Source organism: Desulfurella amilsii (assembly GCF_002119425.1).
GTDB classification, from domain to species: Bacteria; Campylobacterota_A; Desulfurellia; order Desulfurellales; family Desulfurellaceae; genus Desulfurella; species Desulfurella amilsii.
On the sequence record NZ_MDSU01000001.1, the window covers coordinates 111,604 to 127,427 of the forward strand.

The following is a 15,824-nucleotide window of genomic DNA, read 5'->3' on the forward strand; positions in this document are numbered from 1 at the left end:
CAATTTAGCGCAAAGGTATATTTATTTCTAGTATTTCAAGATGATTATCACGTTCTAACTTAACATCTATGCGAGATGGGTCAATTTTGACATATTTTGATATTACAGCTATTAAGTCTTTCCTTAAATCTTCTACAAATGGGGCGCTGTTCAGCTGCCTTTCGTGTGCAAGAATTATTTGCAGTCTATCTTTTGCAACATTGGCTGATTCTCGTCTTTTTGTGAAAAAATCTAACAATCCCATGTTTTAATCCCTAAAAAAGCTAAAAATCGTTTGTAAAAAGCCTTTTTTTTCTTCTTTTATTTCGTTGAAATCTATATTGTCACCTAAAATTCTTCTCACCACATTAAAGTAGGCTTTGCCAGATGGACTATCTTTGTGTAGTACCGAGGGCTCGCCCATGTTTGTATAACTAATGATATTTTTATCTTCTGGTATAATACCAATAAGCGGTATGCTTAAAATCTGTAAAACATCATCTGTATTTAACATGTTGCCATTTTTAACCAGAAGTGGGTTTATTCTATTTATGATAAGCTTAATATTTCTTTTTTCATTGGCTTCAAGTATGCCTACAACCCTATCTGCATCTCTAATGGACGAAATTTCTGGCGTTGTGACAATAAATACTTCATCAGCTGGTATCATGGCATTTTTAAATCCACCTTCGATACCAGCCGGTGAGTCTAAAATAATAAAATCAAATTCTTCTTTTAACTCTTGAGTTAACTTGACTACCTGTTCGGGTTTTACAGCAGACTTGTCTCTTGTTTGGGCTGCTGCTATGAGGTATAGATTTTCTGTTCTTTTATCCCTAATTAGAGCCTGGTTAATTTTAGCTACATTTTCAATAACATTTACTACATCATAAACAATTCTGTTTTCTAAGCCCAAGATCATATCAAGGTTTCTAAGACCAATATCAAGATCAATTGCAACGCATTTTTTCCCTGCAAGTGCAAGCCCAAGTGCAATGTTAGCGCTAGTGGTAGATTTTCCTACACCACCTTTTCCAGATGTAATTGTAATTACTTTCCCCATTTAGTCACTCCATTTTGTAATTTAGCCATTCTTTATAATCTAGTACAATAATTTGAGAATTTTCAACAAATGCAACCTCTGGTTCTTTTTTAGAGCCATTTTTGATTTTATCAGGTGCTTTGGCTAGTAAATCAGATATACGAATCTGAGGACTGTTAAGTTCAAATGCAAACACGAATGTGTCTTTGTTACTTTGAAAACCTGCGTGGGGTACACCCTCTAATGTGCCCAAAACAAATATATTTTTTTTTGCGTAAATATAGGCATCCCTATTTACATTACCCATAATAATTAAATTATCGTCGGATTCAAGAGTTTGGCCACTGCGCAAATTACCTTTAAAGACCACTGAGTTTGGGTGCTTTATTACTTCATTTAATAAAGGTACCTCTATATTATTTTCGATTTTTTCACTGTTAGCAAAAATAGCACTTATATTCAAATTGTGACTTTTGAGATAATTAATTATAGCACCAGTCTCTCTTTTACTATCTAATTTAATTGTCAATATAGAATTTTTAAATAACTCAAAGTTTTTCACTACGTGGTTTTGTAAAAAATCAATTATTTGCTCATCTGAACTATCGTTATCTATCTGGATTTCATATCCTAGATAATTTCTACCTTTTATTGATAAACCTTCCATACTAATTTATAAATACCATAAAAAAATAATATTTTCAAGAATTATTGAAAATTAAAAACTCTTCATGTATACTTTGTGTCTGTGAAGAGAATTGCTATTTACCTACTGGGTTTTGTACTTTCTTTTATAGAGCTGGTTTTAGCTTTTTTCCATAAAAGTTTATGCGAGGCATACGCGTGCAAGCTTGTTGCAAGTTATGTAAAATATGGCGAGTTTGTATTAATATTAACTGGTGTTATTGTTTTTTTTATTCTGACATTGCTTGAATTGTCGAGATTTAATTTTAAAGATTATTTGATTGATGCGATTTTGATAGCTGCATTGTCAACTGAAGGCTTGCTTTTGTCTTTTCAAATTTTTTCGCTTAAAGTTATTTGTTATTTTTGTTTTTCAATATTTTTGATTTTTTTAATTATTGTGGTTTGGCGATTATTAGAAAAACATTATTCAATGTTTTTTGCAATTTTAGGTTTTTTGAGCGTGTTTTGTATAGGTTTCTTTATTATGCCAAACTTATCGCCTCTAAGGCAAGGTTATGATTTGTTTTACTCGAAAACCTGCCCCCATTGTGAAAAGACTATTTCCTTTTTAAGGAATTCACATATAAATGTTAATTTATACGATGCGCAAGATTATAAAAACTTTTTAAACAATATTGGTATTGATGAAGTGCCTGTACTTTTTGTAAACCTAAAAGATCAAAAAAGGTTTGTTATAGGTGAAGAAAATATTCAAAAATATTTTTCGCAAAGCTCCCAAAATAGCAATTACAATTTCTTTAATAAAAACCAGACATGCATAATAGGGGATAATTGTACAAAATGAAAAAATTTCTGTTTATTCAGACAGCATTTTTAGGTGATGCCATTTTGAGTGTACCAATTATTGATTCTTTAAAAAATAAATATAAAGATGCGAGTATTACAGTTCTTACTACTCCACAAAATAAAGAAGTTTATACGCTAAACTCAAACATAGGTGAAATCATTCTTTATGATAAACATGGTTTGGAAAACAATGTATTTAGCATGATAAAGAAAATTAAGCTTCTAAAAGGTTTTGGCTTTGATTGTGTAATTACAAACCATCCTAGTGCAAGGACTGCGCTTATTAGCTATTTTAGCGCAGCTAAGTTACGCATAGCGCCTTCTAGCGTTTCACTAAGATTTTTATATACAAATACGATAAATGTAGAAGTAGAAAGCTGTCCACATCAGATAGACAAAAACCTTGCATTACTCAAGCTTTTGGATTTTGAAGATAGAGATTTTATTAGAAAGATTAATTTGTTTTTTTTAAAAGAAGATGAAAAACTAATAAATGGTGTATTAGAAGCTTGCTCTGTAAATGATAATAAAAAAATTGTTGTTATAAATCCACTTTCTGCTTGGTCTACAAAAAGATGGCCAAAAGAGTACTATAAAGAGTTGGCTTTAATGCTTGAGCAAAATGGTTATTTGGTGTTATTAATTGGAACTCAAAAAGACATTAATATTGGCGAATACATAAAAAGCAACAAAAAAAACATTGTAAATCTCATGGGTCAAACAAACATCAAAGAATTATTTGCTGTAATTTCAAAAGCAAATTTATTGATATCAAACGATTCTGCGCCTGTTCATATTGCATCTGCATACAATATACCAACAATTGAGATTTATGGTCCCACTTCGCCAGAATTTGGTTTTTATCCGCTCAGTGAAAAAAATGCAATTTTTGAGATAAAAGATTTAGATTGTAGGCCTTGTGGTTCGCATGGCAGCAATTCTTGCAAAAAGTCTCACTTTGAGTGTATGATGCGCATAAGACCACAAGAAGTTTTTAAAACAGCTATTGAGTTTTTATAATGAATTTTTGCATAATTCGCTTAAGCTCTTTAGGCGATATTGTTATAACCACTGCTTTTATTGTTGAACTAAAAAAAATTTACCCTCGAAGTAAGATTTTTTATGTTACAAAAGGGAGTTTTGTTGATTTATTTTATAATATGCCTTTTGTTGATAAAGTGGTAGAGTATAGCCAAGTAAGCAGTATAAAACATATAAAGTTTGATGCAATATACGATTTGCAAGTTAATTGGCGCAGTTTAATTTTAGCGCTAAAGCTCAAGGGCAAAATCTACAAAGCTCCAAAACATAGACTCTATAGATTAAAAGTATTGTATAAATCACGTTTTCCTTTTAGTTTTGTAAAAAATAAAAAACAAAAAGATATCATTGAAGATTATTTAGGTTTAATAGGTAAAAAGGATGGCTTACCAAAACTTATTTGCAAAAAGGAAAAACATGAGGGTTTAACAATCGGAATAGCTCCATTTGCTGCGTGGAAAAACAAAATGTGGGAGACGCAAAACTTTACCAAATTAATGGTACTGTTAGATAAAGAGTTTATTCACCCATCTTTTTTTATTTTTGGCTCAAAGGATGAAAAAGCGCTTGCAAAAGATTTTGATGAACTAACATATAGGATAACCAATTATGTTGGTAATTTAAGACTGAGCCAGCTTGTCGAAAAAATAGGTTCATGTGATATTTTTATTACAAACGATTCGGGTTTGATGCACATTGCAAGTGCCTGTAATGTACCGATAGTGGCAATTTTTGGTCCAACGGTAAAAGAATTTGGTTTTTATCCAAGAACAAAATCTGTTATAATAGAAAAACAGCTTGAATGTAGACCATGCCATTTGCACGGAGGCAATGTTTGCAGGCTAGGTCACTTTAGGTGCATGAGGGATATTAACCCTGAAGATGTATTTTTGGCAGTAAAAAGCTTGTTGGAGGAAAAAGATGGTTAGTGTGCCAGTTTTATTATACCACCACATAAACTACGATAACGATGTATTGTCTATTAGTCCTGAAGTTTTTGAGGCTCAGCTTAAGTATTTAAAGCAAGAAGGCTATACAAGCATTGACGACGAAGAGTTAGCTCAATACATGATGGATGGCAAAAAAGATTGGCAAAAGGCTGTAGTTATAACTTTTGATGATGGCTATTTAGATACATGGGTGTGGGCCTATCCTTTGCTTAAAAAATATGGATTTAAAGCACTGCTTTTTTTGGTCACATGGAATGTTGAAGAAGAAGAGTCATTAGGTTTTAATTTAGATGATGTTTACTCTAGTAATATTCCATTAGAAAAGCTGGCAAAATGCGAAGCGCAATTTGCTCTAGTTGATGGTTTTAGGCATAAACAAGAAAGCAAACTATGCTGGAGTGAGGTGCGCTTTATGGACAAAAGCGGCATAATTAAGGTTTTGCCACATTCTAAAATGCACCAAAAAGTATATGTAAGCGATAAGATAATAGGTTTTAATAGACCAAAAGAAAAGCTTTCTTTTTTTGGCGATGTAGCAGGTGATAAACGCTATGGGACGCTTGATTTTGATAAAAAGTCTGAGTATGCCTACAATCAATTTATTCCAGACAAAGACCTCAATGATATGTTACATAAGCATGTTTTAGATAATGGCTACTTAGAATTTTTTAAAAAAGAAAACTATATGAAAAAATTGACTCAGATTGTGGATAGTTATAAAAAAGAAAATGGCAAAATCGGTGTTTTTGAAACTGACAACGAGAGATACTTAAGAGTTTTGGGAGAGTTAAAGCTTGCAAAGGGTGAGCTTGAAACAGAAATTAGAAGAAAAACCTACTCATTTGCATGGCCTTGGGGCGCATACGACAATATTAGTATTAAAGTAGCTCAAAATGTTGGGTTTAAGTATCTATTTACAACGAAAATTGGTGCAAATGTCATTGGTGGAAATGTTCTTGAAATTAAACGATTTAGAGTTTGGAAATCCGATTTAAATTGGTTCAAAACGCGCTTGCAGATGTACTCAAGCCCTATTGTAGCTAAAATTTACTCTTATTTAAAAAAGTAGTTTTTTATTGACATATTTTACTTTTTATATATACTACCACTAAATATACGCTAATTAACTAGGGGGGTTTTTATGAAAGAAGAGTTATCTGAGTTTTTAAGGTTAAGAGATTTTGTCCTTAGCGGGCCAGACTATCAAACCTGTAAAAAGGAATTTAAGTGGCCTCATTTGGTTAAATTTAACTGGGCTTTAGATTATTTTGATCATATAGCAAAGGATAATAATGATTTGGCTTTAATTTGTGCAGACGAGAATGGATTAGAAAAAAAAGTAACATTTGATGAAATGCGAAGAAGGTCAAATCAGGCTGCGAACTTTTTTAAAGATTTGGGTTTACAAAAAGGCGATAGAGTTATGATAATGATGGAAAACTCTGTGTATTTATATGAAATTTTGCTTGGATTGATGAAAGCTGGTGGCGTCATAATTCCAGCTGCGACGATGTTACCACCAGAAGATGTAGCAGATCGTATAAAATCAGCAAATATTAAATTCCTGTTTGTTAATAGCGAGTACGTAGATAAGGTAATGAAAGCAAAAGAAGCATTGTTTGATTTAGTAGCACGCGTGAATGTTGGAGATTCCCTAGATACTATATTAGGAGAAGAGGAAGAAAAGGTGCCTCTTTGGATTAACTACAAAGAGGTAGATAAGTACAAAGATGAATATGTGCCTACATTTATAACGTACTCTACAGACGAAATGTATTCTTTTTTTACTTCAGGCACCACTGCAAAACCAAAGTTAGTTATGCATCCGCATCAGTATCCAGTTGGCCATCTTACTACGACCTATTGGATTGGATGCAAAAAAGGTGATGTGCATTATAACATCAGTGCGCCTGGTTGGGCAAAACATGCATGGAGTAGCCTTTATGCGCCATGGAATGCACAAGCCACAATTTTTACCTATCGATACAAGCAGTTTAATGCTAAAAAAGTTTTATCAGTAATAGAAAAATACAAAGTTACAACGCTTTGTGCACCTTTGAGCGTGTGGAAGTTGTTTTTAATTGAAGACTTGAGTCAGTACAAGTTTTCATTGACTCAGCTTGTAAGTGCAGGGGAGCCATTAAACCCAGAAATTGTAAAAAAAGTAAAAGAAAAATTAAACCTCGATTTGAGGGAAGGTTATGGTCAAACAGAAAGTCCAGCTATGATAGGAAATTTCATAGGTGAGCCGACCAAGGAAGGTTCGATGGGTAAAGCTGTGCCTGGATATGAGCTTTTGCCTCTAAATGAGTTGCTTGATCCGGCAAAACCTAGAGAAGATGGGCAGTTGGCAGTTAAAATTTATCCTATAAAGCCTCTTGGATTGCTAACAGCACTTGGGGATCACGAAAGAAATGCAATGATTTTCAAAGGTGGTTATTACCTTACAGGTGATGTTGCATCAGTTGATGAGGATGGCTATTTTTATTTTGTTGGCAGAGCCGATGATGTATTTAAAAGCCTTGATTATAGAATTAGCCCGTTTGAAGTAGAAAGTGAGATTATGGTGCACCATGCTGTATTGGAGGTAGGTGTTATTCCAACAGTAGATGAAAAGGATAGAATTATTCCAAAAGCTTTTATAGTGCTAAAACCAGATTACATAGTATCAAAAGAGATGGCTTTGGATATTTTTAGATTTATAAGAGACCATATGGCGCCATATAAAAGACCAAGGGTTATAGAGTTTATGAGTGCTTTCCCTAAAACAATTAGTGCAAAAGTAATAAGAAAGGATCTGAAAGCCTATGATCAAGAGTTGAAAACAAAAGGTACAAGAGGTGAATTTGAGTTTAGAGAAGCTGATTTTGCAGATGAGTTGAATATCAGAAGATAAACTCTATTAGCTTTGATTTTTAGATAAATTGAAAATTGTTTATAAATTTAGTAAAATAAAAAAAGGGAGATTTTATGGATGAAAAAAAACTAGAATCACTAAAAGTTGCCATATCAAGCATTGAAAAACGGTTTGGAAAAGGCTCATTAATGAAATTAGGTGAGCATGAAACTATTAAGATAGATGTTATACCAACCGGCTCGTTATCTATAGATTATGCAATTGGTGTGTGTGGTATTCCAAGAGGCAGGGTTACAGAAATTTACGGCCCAGAGTCAAGCGGTAAAACCACTCTTGCTTTGCACTGTGTTGCCAATGCTCAAAAAGAGGGTGGTATTGCAGCGTTTGTCGACGCAGAGCATGCGCTGGATGTTGAATATGCAAAAAATTTGGGTGTAGATGTAGATAATTTGCTCATTAGTCAGCCAGATTCAGGTGAGCAGGCACTTGAAATTATAGACACGCTTGTTAGAAGTAATGCGGTGGATATTATTGTGCTTGACTCAGTTGCAGCTTTAGTCCCTCAAGCTGAAATAGAAGGAGACATGGGTGATGCTCATATGGGTTTACAGGCTAGGCTAATGAGTCAGGCCTTAAGAAAGCTAACGGGTGCAATTAGCAAGACTAACACTGCTATAATTTTTTTAAATCAAATTAGAAGCAAAATTGGCGTTATGTTTGGCAACCCAGAAACCACAACAGGTGGTAATGCACTGAAATTTTATGCTTCCGTTAGAATTGATATCAGAAAAATCAATAATATAAAACAAGGTCAAGACATTGTGGGTAATCGCACAAAAGTTAAGATTGTTAAAAATAAAGTCGCACCGCCATTTAAAGAAGCTGAAGTAGATATAATATATGGTAAAGGTATAGATTATATTGGTGATGCGCTTGATTTAGCCGTAAACCACGATATTATAGAAAAAAGCGGATCTTGGTTTGCCTACCAGAATCAACGCTTAGGCCAAGGCAGAGATAATGCAAGGGATTTTTTAAAAGATAATCCTGAGTTACTAAAGGCACTTATTGATGAGATCAAAACTAAATTGAATTGTTATACACAAAAGAAAGAAGATGGCACAGATTAAAGAAATCTTAAAAGATGCAATAGAACACAAAGCGTCAGATATTCACTTAAAGGTGGGTACCAAACCGAAGTATAGAATAGCTGGTGGTATCCAGGAAAGCAATTTTGATGTGATTTCTGCAAATGATTTCGAAACTACTTTGGGCACTCTTGATTTAACGAGCTACCAAATGGACAAACTTATAAAAAACAGGCAGATTGATTTAGGTTTTGGTGTAGAAGGTATTGGTAGATTTAGGGTTAATATTTTTTTTCAGCGTAGCGTTTTCGCTGCTGTATTTAGGTTTTTGCCTTATAAAATACCTACACTTGAAGAATTGGGTTTACCAGAAATTGTAAGAGAAATTGCACTAAAACCCAGAGGTTTGGTTTTAATAACCGGTGTAACTGGCAGTGGAAAATCTACTACACTTGCCTCTATGATTGATTTAATCAACGAACAAAAAGCAAAAAATATTATTACTATAGAAGACCCAATCGAGTATATTTTCCATGATAAGAAGAGTATAGTTATTCAAAGACAGGTTGAGTTTGATTGTATTAATTTTGCATGGGGGCTAAGAGGTGCTTTAAGAGAAGATCCAGATGTCATTATGGTTGGAGAAATGCGAGATCAAGAAACCATTAAAATAGCACTTGAAGCAGCAGAAACCGGGCATTTAGTTTTATCAACGCTTCATACGTTAAATGCTGTAGAAACTGTAAATAGAATTGTGTCAACATTTGATTACAAAGACCAAAAACAAATTAGAAGCCAATTGTCAAATATACTTCAAGCTGTTATCTCACAAAGATTAATAAAAAGCATATCAAAAGATAAAGACAGAGTTGTAGCTACAGAGATACTTTTAGGTACCGATTTTGTAAGAGATGCGATTTTAGATCCTCAAAAGAGTTCTGATTTATCAAAAGCATTAATTTTAGGCACACAAGGTATGCGCACATTTGATTATTCGTTAATTGAGCTTTACAATAATGGGTTAATTAGTCTTGAGAGTGCACTTGAGTTTGCAAATAATCCAAACGACTTATCTTTAAAATTTAAAGGCATTTATTAAGTGGATGGGCTAGATTACGCATTTAGTCTAATAGCAAAAAAACGATACACTGCCAAAGAGCTACAGGATAAGCTAGAAAAAAAAGGCTTTAATTTAAAACCAATAATTAACCGATTAAAAGAGCTTAATTATATAAATGACTTAGAATATGCAATGGACTATAAAAATAAAAAGCAAAACGAAGGCTATGGAAAGTACAAAATTTTGTTCCAGCTAAAGAATAAAGGCATAGGTGAAGAGGTATTGAATAGTTTAGAATTTTCAAACGATAAGATAGAAGAGATTTTCTTAAAAAAAATTCAAAAAATAAAAGGCGATAATAAGAAACAAAAAATATATATGTTTTTAGTTAACAGAGGATTTGATAGCAATGACGTAAAAAATTTAATTTATAAATACGAGGATAAGCTATGAACTCAAAAATTGTAAGAGAAACGTTTTTAGAGTATTATGAAAAAAATTACCACAAAAGGGTAAAAAGCTCTTCTTTGGTACCACAAGATGATTCTACATTGCTATTTACTAACGCAGGCATGGTGCAATTTAAAAATGTTTTTTTAGGTAATGAAAAAAGAGAATATAAACGTGCATGTTCTTCGCAAAAATGCGTAAGGGCAGGTGGTAAGCACAATGATTTAGAAAATGTTGGCTACACTGCAAGACACCATACATTTTTTGAGATGCTGGGAAACTTTTCTTTTGGAGATTATTTTAAAAAAGAAGCTATACATTATGCATGGGACTTGGTAACGGATGTGTATGGTTTACCAAAAGAAAAACTATGGATAACAATATTTAAAGAAGATGATGAGGCGTTTGATATATGGCACAAACAAGAAGGGATAGATACTTCTCGCATAATAAGGATGGGTGAGAAAGATAATTTTTGGTCAATGGGCGATACTGGTCCTTGCGGGCCATGTTCTGAAATTCACATAGATCAAGGTAAAGACGTAGGTTGTAAAAGGCCTGAGTGCTCAATTGAATGTGATTGTGATAGATTTTTAGAGATCTGGAATTTAGTTTTTATGCAATTTAATAGATCTACTGATGGTAAATTGACGCCTCTTCCTAAACCAAGTATAGATACAGGTATGGGCCTTGAGAGAGTAAGTGCAATTTTAGAAAGTGTTTACAGTAACTTTGACACAGACCTTTTTGTGCCTATTATAAACGATATATGCAATTATTTTTCTGTGGAATACAAACATAATGAAAGCGCAGATGTTTCGCTTAGAGTAATTGCAGATCATTTGAGAGCTATGGATTTTTTGATATCAGATGGGGTGTTGCCAGATAAAGAAGGTAGGGGCTATGTATTAAGGAAAATAATAAGAAGGGCTATGAGGTATGGAGCAAAATTAGGTACAAAAGATCCGTTTTTATATAAGCTTGTAGATAGTGTTAATAGATCGCTAGGTGATATTTATCCAGAGATTATTCAAAATGAAATTTTTGTTAAAAACACTATAAAGCAAGAAGAGGAACAATTTTTAACGACATTAGAAGAGGGTCTTGCTTTATTTGATAAACTTGTTGATAAAGCAGACAACATTTTAGATGGACAAAAAGCTTTTAAACTTTATGACACATACGGCTTTCCTATTGATTTGACGCTTGATATTGCCAAAGAGCAAAATATTTTTGTTGATCTTGAAGGTTTTAACAAACATTTAGAAATGCAAAGACAACGATCAAAATCCACTCTAAGCATTGGCGTTGATTTAAAAGACACTCTAGGCTTAGCATTGAAAGATTTGAAACAAACTGAATTTGTAGGCTACGATAAATTTGAAGAACAAGGATCGCTGCTATCTATTTTAGATATGGATTTAAAAAATGTCAATGTTGTTAAAGAAGGTGATAGTGCATATTTTGTCTTTGATAAAACACCATTTTATGCGAATAGTGGCGGACAGGTAGCCGACAGCGGGTATATACACTCAGATAATTTAAAAGCTTTTGTTGAAGATGTGTTTAAACATTTAAATAAGTATTTTGTTCACAAAGTTAAAATCCTAGAAGGCGAGTTCAAAAAAGACAACAAATATACACTAAGTATTAATACCGCGCGCAGGAAAGATACGGCACGCCATCATAGCGCAGTACATTTGCTTGATTCTGCGCTCATTAAAAAACTGGGAAACAATATAAAGCAAGCAGGTTCTCTAGTTGAACCAGATAGACTCAGGTTTGATTTTACACACAATTCAAAACTTACAGATGAAGAGATTAGAGATATAGAAATCATGGTAAACGTATGGATACAGGAAGCTTATCCAGTTAAAACTAATATTATGAAAATAAAAGATGCTATTGAGTCTGGTGCCATCGCAATATTCACCGAAAAGTACGATGAGCTTGTGCGCGTAGTTGAGATTGAGGGTGTAAGCAAAGAGCTGTGCGGTGGCACGCATGTGAAAAACACAGGTGAAATAGGCTTTTTTAAAATTATCTCTGAAGAAGCGCTATCTAAAGGTGTAAGAAGAATAGAAGCAAAAGTAGGCATGGCAGCATACGATTATGTTATAAAGCTTGAAAAAACACTAAATTTAGTTTTAAAAGAATTATCAACCAACATCGATGAGTTGCCAAAAAGAATTGTCGATCTAAAGCAACCTGCAAAAGAAACTCTAAAATTGTTTAGGTTTGAATTTAATCAATCAAAGTTAAAAAAAATTGGTGAATGTAATTTTTACATTGATTTTTTGGATGGAGACATTGAAACACTAAAAAAATATGGTGATACAATAAAAAATACTGTTAAAGATGCAGTTGTGGTTTTGTATGGAAAATTTGAAGAAAAGGTTTATATTGTATGTATGATAAGTGGTAATTGTAAAAATTATTTTAAAGCAAATGACATTGTTAAAAAGATTTGTAATAAATTTGGAGCAAAAGGTGGTGGAAAAGAGCTTTATGCTCAAGCAGGAGTAAATTCTGATAAATTCAATGCAAATGCGATTTTTGATGAATCTCTCTATATCTAAAGAAGGAGGTTGATATGTTTAAAGATTTATTTTATGCAGGCGTAGGTTTGGTTTATAATATCAATCAAAAGGTATCAAAAACAATTGAAGATGGTAAAAATATTTTGAAAGAAAAAAATGTAGGTGAATATATAAACTCTGAGGTTACAAAAAAGAAAGAAGATATTGATAAAATTGTTTCTGAATCGTTGAATGAGTTTTTTTCTAAAGTTGGGATTGCTACAAAAGATGATATTGAAAAATTAAAGCAAGAACTTAAAAATTTTAAAAATGAATAGAAAGCCTGTAGCCGCTGGATATTTTTATCCGGCAGACAAAAAAGAACTCAATGAGTATTTAGACAGCGTAGTTAACTATATACCAACAGTAAAACCAAAATGCATTATTGTGCCTCATGCTGGGTATGTTTACAGTGGTTATATAGCAGCAAAAGTCTATAGCATAATTGAGCAATACGATATTTACGTGATTTTAGGACCAAACCATACAGGCTTAGGTGGGTATGTATCTGTATTTGATGGTATATATGAAACACCACTTGGCAAGGTTGAGCCATGTGAGTCAATTATAAACGAGATTACAAGAAATCCTGTAGCAAAAAAAGATTATCTTGCTCACTTAAAAGAACACAGCATTGAAGTACAATTACCATTTATACAGTTTACAAACCAATCAAGCTTTTGTATTGTGCCCATTATTGTTGGAACATTTGATTTAGACTACTTAAACAACCTAGGCAATGCATTAGCTAAAGCTTTAGATGATAAAAATGCTTTAATTATAGTTAGTAGTGATTTTAATCATTATGAAGACCAGGATACTACATTACATAAAGATAATTTGGCTATAGAAAAAATACTTTCGCTTAATCCGGAAGAATTCATTGGCACTATTAATAAAAACGATATTTCAATGTGTGGTGCCAATATAGCTTATGTTGCTTTAATAGCGAGTCTTAAATTAGGTGCTAAAAAAGCAAAATTGATAGAACACAAGACCAGTTTTGATGTTAATGGAGCAAGAGAGCAAACTGTAGGTTATGCAAGCATCATTATTCAATGAAGTCAATAATTTTAAAAGTTTTACATGAATATCCATTTGCTTTTGTACTCAGCGGGATTTTAAGCGTCTATTTTTTTAGCGAAAAAAGTCCATTATTGTTTTTTAGTTTTACAGTTTTTGCATTAGCTATCTTTAGAATAAAACTTGTTTTATTATCTGTAATTCTAGTATTTTTAGTTTTGCTATTATACAAAAGCGAAAAAATTCCACAAAATTTTGAACAAGATAGCGAGTTTAAAGCCCATATAATATCAGTAAAAGAACAAAGTAGATTCTTAGGTGTTATTGCAAAAAGTGATAGCTCAAAAAAAGTTTTTTTGTATGTGCCTAAAAAATACACAATAAATGATAGCGGGTATTATCTATTTTTTGCTAAGTTAAAAAGCATTGATGGTCTAAAAGATGATGGTTTTAGGGATTATTTAAAAAGCAAAAATGTTTATTATTATGGTTTTGCTTATTATGCTAAATGCTTATCAACAGGCACCATATTGGACAACTTTAGAAGAAAAATTATTAGAGAAAACTATTATTTTCTAAAAGACCCACACGATAGGTTAATAGAGGCTGCTGTTTTTGGTGATACTAAACGCATATCACCGATCATAGATTATTTTAAAAAGACGCAGACCGTACATATTTTAAGTGTTTCTGGTGTTCATATGAGTTTTGCTTTTGCTATATTTTACCTTTTGTTTTTTAAATTTTTTTCAAACCTAAAGTTATTTTATAATAAGTATAATCTTAAAATACTAGCTTCACTTGGAGGTATAGTATTTACCCTACTATATTTTAATATTAGCGGCCTTGAAATACCAGCTGTAAGATCTTTTATTATGATGCTTTTGTTTGTTTTTTCAATTATATTTGGGTGGCAGAAAAATGCCTATAATATCCTTTTTTTTGTGGCTTGCGCATTTTTTATTTTTTTTGGCTTTGAAGTTTTTAGTGATATTTCCTTTGTTTTGTCTTTTGTTATGACTTTCTTTGCTATATACTTTGCAAATGTAGTTTCTCGTTTAAGGTTAAAAAAATTTTACGCTTTTCTCTTTTTTAGTATATTTATGAGCATATTTTCAATTCCGCTTTCTTTGCACTACTTCGGGTATATCTCAACCACCAGTTTTGTTTCAAATTTGATACTGGATCCATACTTTGGTTTTTTAATTATGCCTTTATCATTTTTGAGCGTATTTTTTACGTTTTTGCCGTATTATATTAAATGGCCATTTTTTTTGTTATTTGATTTTGCAATAAAAATTTATTTTCAAATATTAATTTTTTTAAGTGATGCAGCAAGAATAATACATACAACTCAAATTGGTAGTATATTTGTAGTAACATTGTATCTTGCTGGCATAGCAGTGTTGGAATTTTTAATCTATAAATTCAATGCTGCATTTTCTTTAAAAGCAGATCTTTCTCGATAGTATAATAATTATCTGTATTTGCAATTTTGGATAGAGAATCTTTTGCTTGATCAAATAATCCTAAATGATAGTAACACAATGCTTTTGTGTAATTAATGTAATCTGATGGACCTAAGTGGCTTTCCATATCCTGAATAACTAGAAGCGCTTTTTGGTAATCTTTTTCATAAAAATAAACTTCTATTAATTTGTGCCAATATAGAGGATTTTTATAATCTGAGTACATTATTGCGCTTTGCAAGTCGTTTATAGCTTTGGGACTCTCATTTAGCTTTATATACAGTATAGCTCTATTATAATAAGCAACGTCTACATTAGAATAAGTCAATGTATTAATTAGTTTATCAAATAATTCTTTAGCTTTTGAGTATTCTTTTTCATCATAGTATATTACGCCCAATTCATTGTATGCATCATAATAATTTTTGTCTAAGCTGGTAGTTTTATCCAAGTATTGTTTTGCAGTATTGTCATCCTTTTTTAGCCTATAGGCAAGTGCATAAATAAAGTAAATATTTGGGTTCGAAGGTTCGATTTGTCTTGCTTTATCAAGATAAGAGAAAGCTTCTGGCAATCTTGAATAATCCTTATTGGTAATAATATTTTTTGCCATTTCGTAGTATATCTGGGCTGTTTTGCTTATATTGCTTTGGTTAGCACCTGTTTGCATACTTTGGCACGATACTATGGAAAAACTCAATAGCAAAATTAGAACAATTACAAATCTTTTCATATTCTGATTGTAAATTATAGTTGAATTGTGTATAATTTGCAAGTATAAGTTTTAGATGC

At 32.2% G+C, this 15,824-nt stretch carries 16 protein-coding genes; 12 read left to right on the forward strand and 4 right to left on the reverse strand.

What is annotated here, in order from left to right; translation table 11 throughout:
* Positions 1–4 precede the first annotated feature (4 nt).
* The 3 genes from minE to DESAMIL20_RS00630 are packed head-to-tail and all read right to left on the reverse strand — an operon-like array spanning position 5 to position 1,688.
* Entirely contained in the window at positions 5–244 is a 240-nt protein-coding gene (gene minE / locus DESAMIL20_RS00620) for a cell division topological specificity factor MinE (RefSeq protein WP_086032945.1), read from the reverse strand.
* A 3-nt stretch (positions 245–247) separates the two neighbouring features.
* Positions 248–1,042 carry a septum site-determining protein MinD gene (gene minD / locus DESAMIL20_RS00625; protein WP_086032946.1) on the reverse strand — a complete coding sequence of 265 codons (795 nt, stop codon included), beginning with the start codon at positions 1,040–1,042 and terminating at the stop codon, positions 248–250.
* A 4-nt stretch (positions 1,043–1,046) separates the two neighbouring features.
* Entirely contained in the window at positions 1,047–1,688 is a 642-nt protein-coding gene (locus DESAMIL20_RS00630; RefSeq protein ID WP_086032947.1) for a septum site-determining protein MinC, read from the reverse strand.
* An 81-nt stretch (positions 1,689–1,769) separates the two neighbouring features.
* Between DESAMIL20_RS00630 and DESAMIL20_RS00635 the strand changes: the two genes are divergently transcribed.
* From DESAMIL20_RS00635 to DESAMIL20_RS00690, 12 genes are all read left to right on the forward strand, one after another.
* Positions 1,770–2,513, forward strand: a complete 744-nt coding sequence (locus DESAMIL20_RS00635) for a glutaredoxin domain-containing protein (protein ID WP_143340209.1) — start codon at positions 1,770–1,772, stop codon at positions 2,511–2,513.
* Complete coding sequence (gene waaF, locus DESAMIL20_RS00640) at positions 2,510–3,535, forward strand: lipopolysaccharide heptosyltransferase II (protein WP_086032949.1); 1,026 nt, start codon at positions 2,510–2,512, stop codon at positions 3,533–3,535. Before DESAMIL20_RS00635 ends, waaF begins: the two co-directional genes overlap by 4 nt.
* Complete coding sequence (locus tag DESAMIL20_RS00645) at positions 3,535–4,485, forward strand: glycosyltransferase family 9 protein (RefSeq protein WP_086032950.1); 951 nt, start codon at positions 3,535–3,537, stop codon at positions 4,483–4,485. Before waaF ends, DESAMIL20_RS00645 begins: the two co-directional genes overlap by 1 nt.
* Positions 4,478–5,575 (forward strand): polysaccharide deacetylase family protein, encoded by a 1,098-nt coding sequence (locus DESAMIL20_RS00650; protein WP_086032951.1) that lies wholly within the window; start codon positions 4,478–4,480, stop codon positions 5,573–5,575. The genes DESAMIL20_RS00645 and DESAMIL20_RS00650 overlap by 8 nt, the downstream gene beginning before the upstream one ends.
* A 72-nt stretch (positions 5,576–5,647) precedes the next feature.
* Positions 5,648–7,402: an acetate--CoA ligase gene (locus DESAMIL20_RS00655; RefSeq protein WP_086032952.1), complete on the forward strand. Its 1,755-nt coding sequence runs from the start codon at positions 5,648–5,650 to the stop codon at positions 7,400–7,402.
* A 74-nt stretch (positions 7,403–7,476) separates the two neighbouring features.
* Positions 7,477–8,493, forward strand: a complete 1,017-nt coding sequence (recA, locus tag DESAMIL20_RS00660; protein ID WP_086032953.1) for a recombinase RecA — start codon at positions 7,477–7,479, stop codon at positions 8,491–8,493.
* Positions 8,480–9,550 (forward strand): type IV pilus twitching motility protein PilT, encoded by a 1,071-nt coding sequence (locus DESAMIL20_RS00665; RefSeq protein WP_086032954.1) that lies wholly within the window; start codon positions 8,480–8,482, stop codon positions 9,548–9,550. Before recA ends, DESAMIL20_RS00665 begins: the two co-directional genes overlap by 14 nt.
* Entirely contained in the window at positions 9,551–9,964 is a 414-nt protein-coding gene (locus DESAMIL20_RS00670; RefSeq protein ID WP_086032955.1) for a regulatory protein RecX, read from the forward strand.
* On the forward strand, positions 9,961–12,540 hold the full coding sequence (alaS, locus tag DESAMIL20_RS00675) for an alanine--tRNA ligase (RefSeq protein ID WP_086032956.1): 2,580 nt from the start codon (positions 9,961–9,963) through the stop codon (positions 12,538–12,540). The genes DESAMIL20_RS00670 and alaS overlap by 4 nt, the downstream gene beginning before the upstream one ends.
* Before the next feature lie 14 nt (positions 12,541–12,554).
* Positions 12,555–12,818, forward strand: a complete 264-nt coding sequence (locus DESAMIL20_RS00680; protein ID WP_086032957.1) for a hypothetical protein — start codon at positions 12,555–12,557, stop codon at positions 12,816–12,818.
* The gene (amrB, locus tag DESAMIL20_RS00685; protein WP_086032958.1) at positions 12,811–13,602 is read left to right on the forward strand and encodes an AmmeMemoRadiSam system protein B; all 792 of its coding nucleotides are present in this window, start codon (positions 12,811–12,813) and stop codon (positions 13,600–13,602) included. The genes DESAMIL20_RS00680 and amrB overlap by 8 nt, the downstream gene beginning before the upstream one ends.
* Positions 13,599–15,032 carry a ComEC/Rec2 family competence protein gene (locus DESAMIL20_RS00690; protein ID WP_086032959.1) on the forward strand — a complete coding sequence of 478 codons (1,434 nt, stop codon included), beginning with the start codon at positions 13,599–13,601 and terminating at the stop codon, positions 15,030–15,032. Before amrB ends, DESAMIL20_RS00690 begins: the two co-directional genes overlap by 4 nt.
* On the opposite strand, the gene DESAMIL20_RS00695 is transcribed toward DESAMIL20_RS00690, so the two are convergent.
* Positions 14,992–15,765, reverse strand: coding sequence for a tetratricopeptide repeat protein (locus DESAMIL20_RS00695; protein ID WP_143340210.1), 774 nt, complete (start codon positions 15,763–15,765; stop codon positions 14,992–14,994). The genes DESAMIL20_RS00690 and DESAMIL20_RS00695 overlap by 41 nt on opposite strands.
* Between the last annotated feature and the right edge of the window lie 59 nt (positions 15,766–15,824).